This is a genomic window from Flavobacterium sp. 9, assembly GCF_002754195.1.
Lineage (GTDB): Bacteria > Bacteroidota > Bacteroidia > Flavobacteriales > Flavobacteriaceae > Flavobacterium.
The window spans coordinates 4,297,964-4,312,268 of sequence record NZ_PEEU01000001.1 but is presented as its reverse complement, the minus strand read 5'-3'; the positions used below and the strand labels follow the sequence as shown (position 1 = coordinate 4,312,268).

The window sequence follows — 14,305 nt, the reverse complement described above, 5'->3', positions numbered from 1 at the left end:
TTTACCAACCTAAAAACACCATTCCAATACCACATATGGTGACAACTGCACCGCCAATGGCATGGACATAACGTTCTAGTTTGTCTGTTTTGAAAAATGAATAACCATAACGCCCCAGCAATACCATAACAAGCATGGTAAGAACTGTGAAAATGGCAAAAACGGCAATTAGCACAATGATTTCTAATGGAGATCTTCGTACTCCTGAATAAAATAATAATGGCACAAGAGGTTCACTCGGACCCATTACAAAAATGACAAACAAGATCCAAGGCGTAATTTTGACACGGCTTTGAGGTGCCACAACTTCTCCGTGTTTATGTTCGTAGACATAAATATCTTCGTCATTATATACTTCGAAATGCTTATGTGGTTTGTTTAAGTAAGCACTGCGCAATCCCCAAACAAGATATACGGCTCCAAACAAAAGCAGGCACCAACCCGAAACATTCCCTCTGATATCCTGAAACATAGATAGTTTTGACAATTGCCATCCTACCAAAACTCCTATCAATCCTAGTAATACCGAACTTAAAATATGACCGAGCCCACAAATTGTTGTCCACCAAATTGTTTTGGCGAGAGACCACTTTCTGGATCGTGACAAAACAATAAAAGGCAAGTAATGATCTGGTCCTGAAGCAGTATGCAAACAGCTAATAGTTATAGCTGATAATACAAGTGTTGTTAATGTTGTATCCATTATTCACTATATACGGCAGGCTCGATTACCTGACTGGTTACATTTGTTTGTTCTTCGCTCTTCCAAAGTTTTTGTTGTATATCGCGAAATACATTATACAATTGTTCTCCGCCATTGCCCAAAACACGTACAATTATAGCGTTATCAAATGGCTGTGAAAGTCCAAATGCTATTTCTTCTTGTGATTCCAAATAACTAAAAGTATCTTCAAAAATCGCTTCTAAGTTCTGTGCACCAGTGTTAATATAAATTAATGTCCCCTGATGCGTGTAACCTTCCATTTGTCCTATGGTTTGAATGTCTGCTAAAAGAGGCTGTAATAATACATTGTCTTTTAAAACAAGTTTCCCATTATGGAATACTTCTGTTAGATTCTGAAATTTTGAATAGCGAAATATTTCTCCCGAATGCTTTCGTCCACAAGTAATTATTTCTCCTAATGTCAGACTGCAATTATCTTCCAGATTTATTACGTTATGTGCCTTGAAAATAGAATGTTCATGTGGTACTATCGGATGCTGTACATAACTAAAAGTACTACCAGAGACAAGGGAAACTTTCATTTCCTGCTGCGCTCCATTTTCCATATTAAACAAACGCTGATACGATTGAGATTCAAGAAGCAAACGACTTCCCGACTCTATTTGAATGTTTATATCATAATGGTCTTTGTCGAGTATGCCCGGAGAAGAACTCATAAGCATCAGGTACAAAGAAGGATCAGATCTGTCTTGCCCAATATTGGCTAGACGAAAGGGTCTGGTAAAGAATGCGTCTTTTAGATAAGAACGTCCATCTTTATATCCGCTGACAATATTTAATCTATTGATCATTTATAATAATTGAATGTTGTGTAATCGATTAGACTATCTAACCAATTCCGGCTCTTCGGCATTTTCAAGTAAAGCGTATTTTTTAATCCAGCCAATAACTGAATCAAGTCCTTGAAGACTCATAAGATTTGTAAATACAAATGGTTGACCATTGCGCATTTTTCTTGCATCATGTTCCATAACACCCAAATCTGCATTTACATAAGGAGCAAGGTCAATTTTATTAATTATAAGCAAATCAGATCTCGTAATACCAGGTCCGCCTTTGCGAGGTATTTTATCTCCCTCAGCAACATCAATAACAAAAATGCTCACATCTGCCAAATCAGGACTAAAAGTCGCCGATAAATTATCGCCACCACTTTCGATTAAAATAAGTTCAATATCCGGAAAGCGAGACGCCATTTCTTCAACAGCTTCAAGATTCATACTCGCATCTTCACGAATTGCAGTATGAGGACATCCACCAGTTTCAACACCAATAATACGCTCTTTAGGAAGCATGCTGTTTTTAGTCAAAAACTCGGCATCTTCTTTAGTATAAATATCATTCGTGATAACACCAATGCTGTACTCGTTCATTAATGTACGTGATAAACGTTCTATTAATGCCGTTTTACCTGAACCTACAGGACCAGCAACTCCAATTTTGATATATTTTCTTTCTTTCATTTTATTTGATTTTTTTAGAATGTTTTAGTCCTCTATAGTGACTACTTTTAATTATTTTTTTTAGGACATGTACAATCGTGAATACAAGCGTTCGTGCTGCATGCATCTTACATCTAAACCTATATTGCACAATCCGACGTGATTTCGATCAAGAGAAATTACATTATCAGTAAGTGTTTCTATTAGTTCCTGCATATCGTGCAAAATATCCTGTCCGTCAAGTTGCCCCAGAGGAACAAGCTTTACAGCATTGGTTACCATACCTACAGTGGCGTTATAAAAGAATGCATAAAGTGCTTCATGAAGCGGAATATTCAACAAAGCAGCATACACTCCAAATACAATACAATAATGCCCTTCTGCTCTTTTTTCGACAATTGCTTTTTCATATTCATTAATGATACCTTCTACCGTTTGCCTTTTAAATATTTTTATAAGCCTTAAACTTAATTTTTGGCTGGCTTCTCGTATTTCACGCGCTGTTTTTAATGCTCCACATTCATCATCCAATTGCAGCAATGCCTTAATATCATTGTTTTTTGTTACTTCGTAAGCCAGTTTTACAAAAGCGGCATCGTTGTATTGAAGATTATTTAAAAGCATATTACGAACAAACAATGCTGTTGATGGTGTATCATTTACTAACCTCAGCTGTATGTAAGTTTCTAAACCATTAGAGTGGCTATAACCGCCAATTGGCAATGTAGGATCACTTAAATGCAACAAACTGCCTAGAAAATTTTTCATTATTTTAGTTGTATTTATTAATACTGAACATTGTTACTTTCCAATATTCATAATTTTAAAGAAGAGTGAGCTGCTTTCATTATGACTGCCATGTGGCTGTACTGTTGAGTTAAGCAGATTGGTTAACTGTGTATGAATTTTTTCGGTTTTATAACCACTTGCTGATAACCATTTAAAAATTGGCTCTTCAAAAGGAACTAATACTTCGTCATTTTGAATAAACATTGGAAGGTGTTTATTTCCTATTTCATAACACACACTTCCCATCTCCAGTAATGTTGTTGGTTTTACAGCAATCGCATCACAAGGAAGAATAGCAACTACAATTACCTTTTGATCATCTGCATATAAAATATCATCTTGTCTTAGGCGTTGCCCTTCTTTTAAAAATTTAATAGCGATATCGTCTCCCCTTTTTGTTTTTTTTCGCTGTATACGCTTAGTCGATTCAAACCATTCTATTTCCAGAAGATCAATAATGCGATTTCCTAAATCAAATTCTTTAAGATTGCCTGTTACCTCATTTATAATCATATCTACTTTTTTTATCGCACTATTTAGATGCTTTTGTTTATCGAATATTTTTCTCTGTTTGTCTTGCAGATTTAGACACTAAAAAAGTCTGTAGAAAATGTTGCAGGGCGAACCTGCAACTTTTCTTCATTTAATCTTTTAGAATAAAAAATAACGCTGTGCTAATGGCAAATCATGCGCTGGTTCACAAGTAATAAGTTCACCATCAACACGCACTTCGTAGTTCTCTGAGTTTACAGTGATTTCAGGTGTTTTGTCATTATGGATTAAATCTTTTTTAGAAATATTTCTACAACCAACCACCGGTAATATCATTTTTTGCAATCCGTATTCTTCTACAATATTATTTTTTAAAGATGCCTGAGAAACAAATGTTGCACATGTTTTTGACAATGCTTTACCAAAAGCACCAAACATATTGCGGTAAATAACCGGCTGTGGCGTTGGAATAGAAGCATTTGGATCTCCCATACGAGCAGCGATAATCATACCTCCTTTAATGATGATTTCTGGTTTTACACCAAATAACATTGGCTTCCATAATACTAAATCAGCCATTTTACCTGGTTCTATTGATCCTACATATTGAGAAATACCGTGAGCAATAGCAGGGTTAATCGTATATTTAGCGATATAACGCTTAGCGCGGAAGTTGTCATTCCCACTTCCTTTATCTTCTTCTAAATCTCCGCGTTGTTTTCTCATTTTATCGGCTGTTTGCCAAGTACGGGTAACTACTTCGCCAACACGACCCATTGCCTGAGAATCTGAACTCATGATGCTGAATACTCCCATATCATGCAAAATATCTTCGGCAGCAATTGTTTCCGGACGAATACGAGAATCTGCAAAAGCGACATCTTCGGGAATATTTTTACTCAAGTGATGGCATACCATCAACATATCAAGATGTTCGTCAATTGTATTAACAGTATACGGACGTGTAGGATTTGTTGATGCTGGTAAAACATTTGGATACATCGCTGCTTTTATAATATCAGGAGCATGTCCTCCACCGGCGCCTTCTGTATGGAAAGTATGAATTACACGACCATTTATCGCATTCATAGTATCTTCAAGGAAACCTGCTTCATTCAATGTATCGGTATGGATTGCCACCTGAACATCGTATTTATCTGCCACTGTCAATGCAGCATCAATTACTGCAGGTGATGCTCCCCAGTCTTCGTGGATTTTAAGACCTAAAGCACCAGCTTCAATCTGCTCTGCCAAAGGAGCTTCTGTAGAACAATTTCCTTTACCAAAAAATCCAAGATTCATCGGAAATGCTTCTGCTGCCTGCAACATTTTCTCCATATACCATTTCCCCGGAGTAATCGTCGTAGCATTTGTACCATCTGCCGGACCTGTTCCGCCGCCAATCATTGTGGTGATTCCGCTGTAAAGCGCTGTTTCAATTTGTTGCGGACTGATAAAGTGAATATGTGTATCAATTCCTCCGGCAGTTACAATCAGGTTTTCTCCTCCGTGAGCTTCTGTGCTTGCGCCAATAATCATATTTGAATCAACACCATCCATTGTATCTGGATTTCCGGCTTTTCCAATTCCAACAATTTTACCGTCTTTTATACCAATATCTGCTTTTACAATACCCCAATGGTCAATAATTGTAGCATTAGTAATTACAAGATCCAAAACTCCCTGATCACGAGTAGCCGTACTTGATTGAGACATACCATCACGAATGGTTTTTCCTCCTCCAAATTTGCTTTCGTCTCCGTAAACGGTAAAATCTTTTTCTACTTCAATAATTATATCAGTATCGCCTAAACGAACTTTGTCGCCTGTTGTAGGGCCATACATGCTGGCATACTTCAGTTTATTTATTTTCAAGCTCATTGTTATTTGTTTTTAAAGTTTTCTGCTTTCAGCTTTTCTAAACCATGTTGTTTATTAACCTCAAGAGTAGTATCTCCGTTTACTAGATTATTAATACCAAATGCACGTTTAGCGCCACCTAATGCAACTAATTCTACTTCTTTTTCTTCTCCCGGTTCAAAACGCACCGCTGTACCTGCCGCAATGTTAAGACGCATTCCAAAAGCCTTGCTTCTGTCTAAACTCATCATTCGGTTGATTTCAAAAAAATGACAGTGCGATCCAACCTGTACAGGACGATCTGCTGTATTTGTAACTTTTACTTTAACTGTTTTTCGGCCAACATTACACTCAATGTCGCCTTTGCTGATAATATATTCTCCAGGAATCATAATTGAAACTTTTTAGGATTAACGAATTGGACTATGAACGGTAACTAATTTTGTTCCGTCAGGAAAAGTTGCTTCGATTTGTACATCATGTATCATCTCAGCAATACCATCCATAACATCTTCTCTGGTAAGTAATGTGGCACCGTATTGCATTAATTCGGCAACAGATTTTCCATCGCGGGCTGCTTCAAGTAAATGACCACTGATGTAAGCAATCGATTCAGGGTAATTAAGTTTAAGACCTCTGGCCTTTCTTTTTGCGGCTAATTCTCCGGCAAGGTGCAATAGCAACTTTTCGCTTTCTCTTGGTGTAAGATGCATAAGTGTAATTTTAAAATGTTAGTGAATTTTAGAAAATAAAAGCCCCTACCGCGATTAATTTGCATTAATGGCAGATAAAAAAAGGACTGTTTAAAAAGTAATTTGGAGTTCTCAAAAAAGAGAACTGATAGAAAGATGTGCTGCTTGGCTTATTAAAAAAACAACTTAAAAAGCAAGAGACAAGTATTACAATTTAATTCGCAGAAGGAATCATTATGGAACCAAATAAGATATAAAAGGGAATAGTTTTGCTAGTTCCCACATGATGAGAAGATTCTGTGTAAAGAACAGATCTTGGGAACTTATAATTTGAATAAAACGCAATTATAGCATCGAAAGTGATGAAAGCAAAATTATCATCGGCACGTTCACCAAGATCAGCCTCGTCAAAACTTTCTACATATAATTTATCGTCAATATCAAATGATGCCGAAATATCATTTTGAAGTTTAGACAAATCCTTTTTTACAAGTTTTTGTTCAAATGAATTTTGAGTATAATGTATATCCTTAACTAATGGTTTACTTTCTACTTTCGTAAAAAGCACCAGTGTCAAAAAACAAGTTAATATATACAATAAGTGTTTCATTTTTCAGGCGTCCTATATCATTAGGACTGAGAACAAAGTTAGTTACAAACGCTACTTCTTTGGTTTCACAAATCACGACTTTTGTATTCTTTTTCTGTTGTTTTTTAATATTAATTATACGTTTTTAAATAAAGAATTCATTATATTTTTAAGGAAGTAATCAAAACAAAAGAGCTGTCTCAAATAAAGATTGAGACAGCTCTTTTTTAAAATTAGAATATGTGATTTAGATAAAAATGTGTTATCTATTTGGAGGAGTTCCCTCTGCATTTGCGACTACAACATCAATTTGCACTAAAGCATCTTTAAGTATATTCGTCACACCAACTATTCTTCGTGCAGGGATTCCTTTAGGGAAAAATGTTTTGTAAACTTCGTCTACAGCATCAATATCTGACACGTTTTTAAGGAAGATATTTACTTTTATTACATCTTCCATACCATGATCTATATTTTCTAAAATCGCCTCGATATTTTTTAGACATTGTTCCGTTTGCTCTTTTACTCCACCAACGATCTTTTCACCAGTTTTTGGATCCAAAGGTAATTGAGCCGAAATATGATTATAATGAGAAAACGCAACACTTTGTGTAGACAAAGAACATTTTGGAGCATTTTCAGAGTTAGTTGCTTTTATTACGATTCCATGTCGGTCTTCAATAGCTTGCGGAGGCGTACCATCTCCATGAGAAACTACTGCTTCAATTTGCACCAAAGCATCCATAAGTAGTGCTGAAGCTGCAACTGTTGTGCGTGCAGGAACATAAGCAACAGCTCTGGCAATAGCAGAATCCGGGAAAAAAGTTGCATAAACTTCATTTACCGCTTCACTATCTGAAAGGTTTTTAAGGAAGATATTAACTTTGACAATATCATCAAAAGGAACATCAATACTTTCTAAAATTGCCTTAATATTTTTTAAACATTGTCCAGCTTGTTCTTTTACACCGCCAGTTATCAATCTGCCCGTTTTGGGATCGATTGGCAATTGAGCCGAAAGATTATTATAATGAGAAAAAGCCACCGTTTGTGCAGACAATGTACTTAAAGGCGCACGTGCTGTATTATTTGCAAGCTTGATAAGATCACCCGCTTGTGGAGCATTTGGAATTGTGCCTTCGCCGTTTGAAACAAGTGCTTCAATTTGTACCAAAGCATCTTTAGGTAAATCTGCAACTGCAACTACTGTTCTTGCAGGAACATAAGTTGAGAAAAATGCTGCATAAACTTGGTCTACAGCATCAATATCTTTGATATCCTTAACAAATACAGTGATTTTAACAACATCGTTCATGACATGATTGATACTTTCCAGAATTACTTTAATGTTTTTAAAGCACTGTTCTGCCTGTTCTTTTACACCGCCAGTTACTAATTTTCCAGACTTTGGATCAATCGGTAATTGAGCTGAAAGATTGTTATAATGAGAAAAAGCTACCGTTTGTGAATACTTTCCAATACTTTGTGGCGCATTTTCAGTATTTCTTGCTAATACCGAATTTAATTTCTTTGAAGTCATTGTTGTATATTATTTTCTGAGTTAATAATTTGAATTATTTTTTTAATCTGAATAAGTATGTTTAAAACCGTCTATCTTTCTTTTTACTTCTAATTTTCAAGGAAATTTCTCATTTTCTCATGATGTTAGATCTGCAACTTTAGAATTTAAATCAGGATAAAAAATGTCCGTACCAAATACTAATTTGCATTAGCAGAGGCAGAAAAATGGTGATTTAAGTCTAAATCTAAAATTGTAAAAAAGAATAATCCGAAAGGAATTATTATAAGTCCCGGAAGTTATCTGTTAAGGAGTAAATTTCTTTCGACTTAATTAAAAGAAGGAATCAGCATAGAACAAAATAAAATATAAAAAGGAATAGTTGTCCTGGAATACAAACAACTAGAATGTTCCCTATATCGTTCTGCTTTTGGGAATTTATAATTTGAATAAAACGCTGTTATCTTATCAATGCTCAGAAAAACAAAATAATCATCAGAGCGTTCATCAAAATCAGCTTTGTCGAGATCTTCTGAATATAATTTATTAGCAGTAGCAAAAGATGCTAAAACATTATTTTGCAATTGAGATAAATCCTTTGCAACATTTTTTTGCCCGAATGAATTTTGATTGCAATCTATATCATTAACAAATTGCTTACTTTCTACTTTTGTAGAAAACATCAATGTTAAAGAACAAATCAACACAAACAAAAAATGCTTCATTATCTGGGTATTCTTATTTTTAGAACACTAGACAAAATTAGAAACAATGTAGATTTGCAGGTTTCACAAATCACGCCTTTTGTATTCTTTTTCCGCTTTTTATAATAGTCATGCAATGCTAAACAAAAAGTCAATGGATGACACTAAGACAAAGTCTTCAGAATTTCTACAATATGTTCTTCATCGGTGCCACAGCAACCGCCAAATACGTTTAAATGAGGAAAAAAATCCTTCAATCCTTTATATTCTTTAGCCAGTTCCTCCGGAGTTCCCCGATCTAATTCTGTAGCTTCGTCTAATTCGGCGTGGCTTTTACAAGATGCATTTGCCCGAATACCTTTGATACGTTTTACCCATTTTTCGTTTTTATTCTCTTTTAATTCATTGAAAAAATGTGTTGGATGTGCACAATTAATCATAAAATACAAAGGCGGAACGGCAACACTTTGATCTGTTTTTTCGATTGCTTCTTTTAAACTCATTCCTGTGGGAAGTTTTCCATTTGTCTCTACCGTAAACGAAATAACCACGGGCAAACTAAAAGATTCTGCCGCGCGAACAATACCTATTACTTCTTCGGGATAATTCATCGTAAGAGCCGAAATAAAATCAACAGAAGTATGACTTAAAGCTTTTATTTGTTCCGAATGATATTGTTGTGCTTCATCAATATTCATACAATCTCCGGGTACATAACCATCGCCTCGCGGACCTACGCAACCACTTATGAGAATAGAATTTATATCATTTGAAAATTCTGCTTTTAAATCTGCCAGAAGTGCAACGGCTTTTTCATTTAATTCAGCTAAAGAATTTCTGGAGTAACCAATTTTTTCAATCCAATCCGGATTTATTCGCCAAGTTGGGCTTTCTAAAATAAAATTGGTTTTATACTCTTTTGCAATTTTCAAGTATCTGGTGTAATAATTTTTAAGCGCTTTGTATCCTTCTTTATTCTTTAATAAATCAAAAGCTGCAAAATAAGGGAGATCAAATCCTTCCAGAAAAACTAATGTTGTCTCAAGTCCTCCATCAGTTAAAAATATTTCTTCGGATTCATTTGGCAGAATATTTTTAGTCTTTTCCATTTGCCTTAAATTTACAAGTAATTAAAAATCAAATAAATAACCTTGTAAATTTACAAAATTTCAAATTCAAAAAATATCAATCAAAAAACTTCTAAAAGCAATATTACCAATCCGGTAATACCGGTGCTATTTCTTTGATTTTAACTTTAGTGAAAATTGTTTCTGTTTCATTAGACTTTATTTTCTCTTTTAATTTTAAAGTATCTCCTGCGATAACAAATTTCCTAATGGATCTTTTTCCTGCTTTACTAAATGAAGTATTTGGGAGCTCTAGTAAAAGGATACCGTTTTTAATATTATAATAACCAACAACACTTGCCTTTTGTATGTCATTTATATTAGCATTTTCAGTTTTACTATGAAAAGTTGCAAATTGACCAAACTTAAAAAATCTCAAATAAGAATAGCCTATTAAGTTTATACTATTATTTTCGTAATAATTAACATAAATAGCATCCGCTTCGATCTTGTTCATCATTTCTTTTGTGAAAGATTTTTCAAACTTCATGTTTTTCAAATGCAATCTGCCGTATTGATTTTTATCAATATATTTTGTGTAGTGTTGTGTTAATCGGCAAGAAGTTGAAAATAGGACAATTATAATTAATAAAATTCTCTTCATAAGTTATTTAAAAATTGCATAATAAACTACAGAAACCGCTCTGTAAAATACCTTTAATATTCTATCGAATAAATTTCACGCAAAGTCACGAAATCGAAATGACAATATTACGTTTAATCTTTGCGTTTAAAAAAAAATATAGTTAAAAAGCTTAACTTAATGACATTGACTTCTAACCTTTTCTCAAATTTAAAAGCACTAATTTATTGTGAATAGTTACCAATTCTAGCATTGATTTTTTTAGATCGTCTGGCATATTATCAATTTCTTTTTGTTTGGTATAAAACTCATTTTCGTCTTTGTAATGTGTAATACTCACTAAAAGATTTTTATCCTGAAAAACAGGTAATCTTGGAAAATCATTTTCAGTCATTTCACTCACCCAAAGCGTGATATCTTCTATTTCTGAATTTTTAAGAAAAGGAATATATGTAGTATCAAATAAGTCGATAACCTTTTCGAGTGTACTATTACAGATATAAAAATCTACGACCGTAAATGTTTTATCTGTCTTTAATAATTTGCTATTAATTTCTCCTTTTAAAGGTCGCAATAAATAGACATTATCCGAATTTATCATCATCTCATTTGCCCCTTTTCCATGCTCTTTCCAAGTTGTGCTGTTTAGATAAAAATCATTCAAAAATTGGAATCTCGTTTTCATATTAGCAAAACCGCGAAACCAAACAAATCGATCGTTTACGTTATTAATTTTAAATTCTCCTAATGTATATCCGCCAAGTTCATTCATTGGAGAAACAAATTTCGAATGAAAATAATCGCCAAACTTATCCGTTAAATTTGGTTTTAAAAGATAATTACGGATTTCTAATACTTGTATGTTTTCTGAATTTTGTTGGGCTGAATTATTCATATTTTTTTTTAATAAATTGATTTTAAATGATTTTAATAAAATAGAAACACTCTAATAATTATAATTACGATTCATAAAAGCAAAAAAAATGCGCAAAGTCAAAAGACATTTGCGCAACTTTTTATTGTAACTCTCCAAATCCGAAGAACAGAGAATTTAAAATATTAATTAAAAGCAACCCTGAGTTGGCAATCTACAAATTCCATCGCCTCCTCCTGCATAACAACAGTAATTTCCAGGTTTTGGGCAAACACCGTCAACACATGCTAAACCGCCTGCGATGCTTCTTTTTTCGTTTTTAGTTAATTCTGTAACTCCTTTTAGGTTTAAAATGTTTTTGATCATAATATAAAGTTTGAAAAATTAATTAATACCTCAATCAATTAAAGACACTTGGGGCTTTTGTCTATCCTTGCGCAAGAATTCTTTATATATTTTTATAATTAGATTAAACTATTTTTTAATGTTATTGTTTTTTTTCAAAAAATCATTTAAGGATTATTCTGTAGGAACTCACCCAAAGATATAGAATTTTTTCTTACAAATAATACCTTTTTATTTTCTACATATAAATTACAGCGATTCCTTTTAAACTCATAATAAGACGATTATATTGCTCTGATCTAGATTTTTCAGTAGTTCTTGTTATTGAATACAATTAGAAAAAGTTCAAAAATTTTCTTTCAGTTTTGTGCAAAAAAGTCCCTGAAAGAAGTAACTCATTACTGATTTTTTCCCAACTATATTTCTTTACTTGTTCATTTTTAGCTAGTTATAAATCTAAAATCGTTTATCATTTACTTAGAAAAAACATCATGATAATTTAATATATGTTTTCTCATTATCTGCGTTTATGTTAGTAAATGTTTTTATAAATTTGCAATCTTATACCGAAACCCGTTATTTTCAATTTAAAATTATGACTTTCACATAAATACCTCAACCAACTACTTTGAAGTCTTTATTCAAAAATAAATAATACCCCTAACTACAATTAAATCCAATGCTTAAAAAACACAAATCCCAAATTCTATTTTTTATTCTTTTAAATTTATTCTTTTCTATCAATGCATTTTCTCAAAAGAATGTTTATGCCGGAATCGAAATCGGACGTAGAGCAATAAAAGTTTCTGTTCTGGAAGTAAATAATATCAAAAAAGCTGACTATGATATTCTTTATTTTGCAAATGAGAGAATTAGTCTTGCTGATCATATTGCTTCTTTTGGAGAGCTTCCTCAAGAAGACATCAATAAAGTTACTATGATAATTGTTGATCAATTGAAGAAAATCAAAGAGGAATTTAAGCTTCGCGAAGAAAATATCTTTATTGTAGCTGCACCTGTTTTCTCATCTGCTCGTAACATCGATGTTTTAAAAAATAAAATTACTTCGCTAACCACTAAAAGTTTTGATATTATTAATGTCAACGAAGAGGCTAAAATGTTAGTTAAAGGTGCTATACCACCGGTTGATTATTCTAACGCTTCACTACTTGATATTGGCGCTCAAACTACTAAAGGCGGATACATTGACGAACTTGAAGATAACAAATTGGAGTTTGTACCTTTGGAGCTTGATTTTGGTACAATGACACTTACAGATGCCGTAAAAAAGACGGTTGTAAATCCAAATCAGGCGAATGATATGTCAACTTTTCAGGAAAAATCTTTTGATTATAACCCAGTGTTACGCAAGAAGATTAAGGAAATGCTGGATGCAAATCCTCTTCTATTAAAAAAGGAAAAAATCTATTTATCTGGTGGAGCTGTTTGGGCATTTGCAACGTTATATTATGATGAAAACGTTAAAAATCACTACATTACATTAACGCTTGAAGATGTTATCAATTATGATGCAATCCTGAAAAATAACTTTGTGAAGTTTACAAACCTTGCTAAAACTAATAAAGAGATGGCTAGAGTTTTGAGTACATATGACCAGAAATACCTTATTTCGGCAAACAACATTCTACAGAACTTTTTGGAAAGCATTCCAAATTTAGAAACAAAGAAAGTATTCTTTGTTAAAGACGGACAAGTAACTTGGCTTATGTCATACATTGCTGATCGTTCTAAAAAAGTAAATACTAATTTTTAAGGTATCAACTTTTGCAACATTACTAAATAAAGCTTCAGAGAAATCTGGAGCTTTTTTGTTTATACTTTTTTTCATTCAGAGCGAAGTGTCGGAGGTTTGTTCCGTTTATTTTCAGTAAATTCGGTTATTAATTTTAGCAAAAACTTCTAAATTATTTACCTTAATATTACTGTAATCAATGTCTACTCTTTATCAAAGCCCACGAATAATTATTCGTGAATTTTTACCTCAGGAACAACAAACATTTTTAGGTCTTTTTGAAGATAATCAAGTTACACAATACCTTCCTTATGCTTCACCAGAAAGATATTTGGAGATGTTTAATGAATTGCTTGAAAATTATGAAAAGAAAAATCTTAGTCGATGGGCTATATTCGATACTACAAATAATAATTTTATAGGAATGTGTGTTGCCCGTGTTTTTGTACACAATACAAACCAAATAGAAATAGGTTATGTACTTAGTAGAGCATATTGGGGAAAAGGCGTTGCTACGGAAGTATGCAAGGCTATAACTCAATATAGTTTTGCAAACACAGCTACGAAAGAAGTTGTCGCTATAACCGATCTTGATAACACGGGATCACAAAACGTGCTGCAAAAAGCCGGATTTGAACGATTGAATAATTTAATAAGAAATGAAGAAGAAATAGCTTATTTTAAGATAGAAAGACCATTAGTTTAAACAGGAAAGCATTCCAAATTTAGAAATAAAGAAAGTATACTTTGCTAAGGACGGACAAGTAATCTGGCTTATCATACATTGCAAA

Annotated in this window: 17 protein-coding genes; 2 read left to right on the top strand and 15 right to left on the bottom strand. The window is 33.3% G+C overall.

Features of this window, described 5'->3' with window-relative positions; all coding sequences use genetic code 11:
- Position 1: 1 nt before the first annotated feature.
- The 15 genes from CLU81_RS17875 to CLU81_RS26855 form a co-directional block, all read right to left on the bottom strand.
- Positions 2-703, bottom strand: a complete 702-nt coding sequence (locus tag CLU81_RS17875) for a sulfite exporter TauE/SafE family protein (protein ID WP_099711056.1) — start codon at positions 701-703, stop codon at positions 2-4.
- A complete protein-coding gene (locus CLU81_RS17870) occupies positions 703-1,536 on the bottom strand; it encodes an urease accessory protein UreD (protein WP_099711055.1) in 834 nt (277 codons plus the stop codon). Before CLU81_RS17870 ends, CLU81_RS17875 begins: the two co-directional genes overlap by 1 nt.
- 33 nt (positions 1,537-1,569) lie before the next feature.
- Positions 1,570-2,208 (bottom strand): urease accessory protein UreG, encoded by a 639-nt coding sequence (gene ureG, locus CLU81_RS17865; protein ID WP_099711054.1) that lies wholly within the window; start codon positions 2,206-2,208, stop codon positions 1,570-1,572.
- Between the two features lie 60 nt (positions 2,209-2,268).
- Positions 2,269-2,958: an urease accessory protein UreF gene (locus tag CLU81_RS17860; RefSeq protein WP_099711053.1), complete on the bottom strand. Its 690-nt coding sequence runs from the start codon at positions 2,956-2,958 to the stop codon at positions 2,269-2,271.
- 30 nt (positions 2,959-2,988) lie between these two features.
- Complete coding sequence (ureE, locus tag CLU81_RS17855; protein WP_099711052.1) at positions 2,989-3,489, bottom strand: urease accessory protein UreE; 501 nt, start codon at positions 3,487-3,489, stop codon at positions 2,989-2,991.
- Positions 3,490-3,627: 138 nt separating this feature from the next.
- Positions 3,628-5,349 carry an urease subunit alpha gene (ureC, locus tag CLU81_RS17850; RefSeq protein WP_099711051.1) on the bottom strand — a complete coding sequence of 574 codons (1,722 nt, stop codon included), beginning with the start codon at positions 5,347-5,349 and terminating at the stop codon, positions 3,628-3,630.
- A 2-nt stretch (positions 5,350-5,351) separates the two neighbouring features.
- The gene (gene ureB / locus CLU81_RS17845) at positions 5,352-5,720 is read right to left on the bottom strand and encodes an urease subunit beta (protein WP_099711050.1); all 369 of its coding nucleotides are present in this window, start codon (positions 5,718-5,720) and stop codon (positions 5,352-5,354) included.
- A gap of 18 nt (positions 5,721-5,738) precedes the next feature.
- Entirely contained in the window at positions 5,739-6,041 is a 303-nt protein-coding gene (gene ureA, locus CLU81_RS17840) for an urease subunit gamma (protein ID WP_099711049.1), read from the bottom strand.
- Positions 6,042-6,234: 193 nt separating this feature from the next.
- A complete protein-coding gene (locus tag CLU81_RS17835) occupies positions 6,235-6,630 on the bottom strand; it encodes a hypothetical protein (protein WP_099711048.1) in 396 nt (131 codons plus the stop codon).
- Positions 6,631-6,871: 241 nt separating this feature from the next.
- Positions 6,872-8,149 (bottom strand): RidA family protein, encoded by a 1,278-nt coding sequence (locus CLU81_RS17830; RefSeq protein WP_099711047.1) that lies wholly within the window; start codon positions 8,147-8,149, stop codon positions 6,872-6,874.
- Between the two features lie 308 nt (positions 8,150-8,457).
- Positions 8,458-8,853 carry a hypothetical protein gene (locus tag CLU81_RS17825; RefSeq protein ID WP_144444521.1) on the bottom strand — a complete coding sequence of 132 codons (396 nt, stop codon included), beginning with the start codon at positions 8,851-8,853 and terminating at the stop codon, positions 8,458-8,460.
- A gap of 143 nt (positions 8,854-8,996) precedes the next feature.
- Positions 8,997-9,941, bottom strand: a complete 945-nt coding sequence (locus tag CLU81_RS17820) for a homocysteine S-methyltransferase family protein (RefSeq protein WP_099711045.1) — start codon at positions 9,939-9,941, stop codon at positions 8,997-8,999.
- A 103-nt stretch (positions 9,942-10,044) separates the two neighbouring features.
- A complete protein-coding gene (locus CLU81_RS17815; protein ID WP_144444520.1) occupies positions 10,045-10,563 on the bottom strand; it encodes a hypothetical protein in 519 nt (172 codons plus the stop codon).
- A gap of 172 nt (positions 10,564-10,735) precedes the next feature.
- The gene (locus tag CLU81_RS17810; RefSeq protein WP_099711043.1) at positions 10,736-11,437 is read right to left on the bottom strand and encodes a hypothetical protein; all 702 of its coding nucleotides are present in this window, start codon (positions 11,435-11,437) and stop codon (positions 10,736-10,738) included.
- A 168-nt stretch (positions 11,438-11,605) separates the two neighbouring features.
- Positions 11,606-11,782 carry a hypothetical protein gene (locus CLU81_RS26855; RefSeq protein WP_158235347.1) on the bottom strand — a complete coding sequence of 59 codons (177 nt, stop codon included), beginning with the start codon at positions 11,780-11,782 and terminating at the stop codon, positions 11,606-11,608.
- A gap of 658 nt (positions 11,783-12,440) precedes the next feature.
- Here CLU81_RS26855 and CLU81_RS17805 point away from each other — a divergent pair.
- Both CLU81_RS17805 and CLU81_RS17800 read left to right on the top strand, forming a co-directional pair.
- Complete coding sequence (locus tag CLU81_RS17805; protein ID WP_099711042.1) at positions 12,441-13,535, top strand: exopolyphosphatase; 1,095 nt, start codon at positions 12,441-12,443, stop codon at positions 13,533-13,535.
- A 178-nt stretch (positions 13,536-13,713) separates the two neighbouring features.
- Positions 13,714-14,220, top strand: coding sequence for a GNAT family N-acetyltransferase (locus tag CLU81_RS17800; protein ID WP_099711041.1), 507 nt, complete (start codon positions 13,714-13,716; stop codon positions 14,218-14,220).
- Positions 14,221-14,305 lie beyond the last annotated feature (85 nt).

What these genes read in the sequence shown, in the direction of transcription:
- CLU81_RS17875 (WP_099711056.1), bottom strand. Translation starts at nt 703, where the DNA reads ATGGATACAACATTAACAACACTTGTATTATCAGCTATAACTATTAGC.
- CLU81_RS17870 (WP_099711055.1), bottom strand. Translation starts at nt 1,536, where the DNA reads ATGATCAATAGATTAAATATTGTCAGCGGATATAAAGATGGACGTTCT.
- ureG (WP_099711054.1), bottom strand. Translation starts at nt 2,208, where the DNA reads ATGAAAGAAAGAAAATATATCAAAATTGGAGTTGCTGGTCCTGTAGGT.
- ureE (WP_099711052.1), bottom strand. Translation starts at nt 3,489, where the DNA reads ATGATTATAAATGAGGTAACAGGCAATCTTAAAGAATTTGATTTAGGA.
- ureC (WP_099711051.1), bottom strand. Translation starts at nt 5,349, where the DNA reads ATGAGCTTGAAAATAAATAAACTGAAGTATGCCAGCATGTATGGCCCT.
- ureB (WP_099711050.1), bottom strand. Translation starts at nt 5,720, where the DNA reads ATGATTCCTGGAGAATATATTATCAGCAAAGGCGACATTGAGTGTAAT.
- ureA (WP_099711049.1), bottom strand. Translation starts at nt 6,041, where the DNA reads ATGCATCTTACACCAAGAGAAAGCGAAAAGTTGCTATTGCACCTTGCC.
- CLU81_RS17835 (WP_099711048.1), bottom strand. Translation starts at nt 6,630, where the DNA reads ATGAAACACTTATTGTATATATTAACTTGTTTTTTGACACTGGTGCTT.
- CLU81_RS17830 (WP_099711047.1), bottom strand. Translation starts at nt 8,149, where the DNA reads ATGACTTCAAAGAAATTAAATTCGGTATTAGCAAGAAATACTGAAAAT.
- CLU81_RS17825 (WP_144444521.1), bottom strand. Translation starts at nt 8,853, where the DNA reads ATGAAGCATTTTTTGTTTGTGTTGATTTGTTCTTTAACATTGATGTTT.
- CLU81_RS17820 (WP_099711045.1), bottom strand. Translation starts at nt 9,941, where the DNA reads ATGGAAAAGACTAAAAATATTCTGCCAAATGAATCCGAAGAAATATTT.
- CLU81_RS17815 (WP_144444520.1), bottom strand. Translation starts at nt 10,563, where the DNA reads ATGAAGAGAATTTTATTAATTATAATTGTCCTATTTTCAACTTCTTGC.
- CLU81_RS17810 (WP_099711043.1), bottom strand. Translation starts at nt 11,437, where the DNA reads ATGAATAATTCAGCCCAACAAAATTCAGAAAACATACAAGTATTAGAA.
- CLU81_RS26855 (WP_158235347.1), bottom strand. Translation starts at nt 11,782, where the DNA reads ATGATCAAAAACATTTTAAACCTAAAAGGAGTTACAGAATTAACTAAA.
- CLU81_RS17805 (WP_099711042.1), top strand. Translation starts at nt 12,441, where the DNA reads ATGCTTAAAAAACACAAATCCCAAATTCTATTTTTTATTCTTTTAAAT.
- CLU81_RS17800 (WP_099711041.1), top strand. Translation starts at nt 13,714, where the DNA reads ATGTCTACTCTTTATCAAAGCCCACGAATAATTATTCGTGAATTTTTA.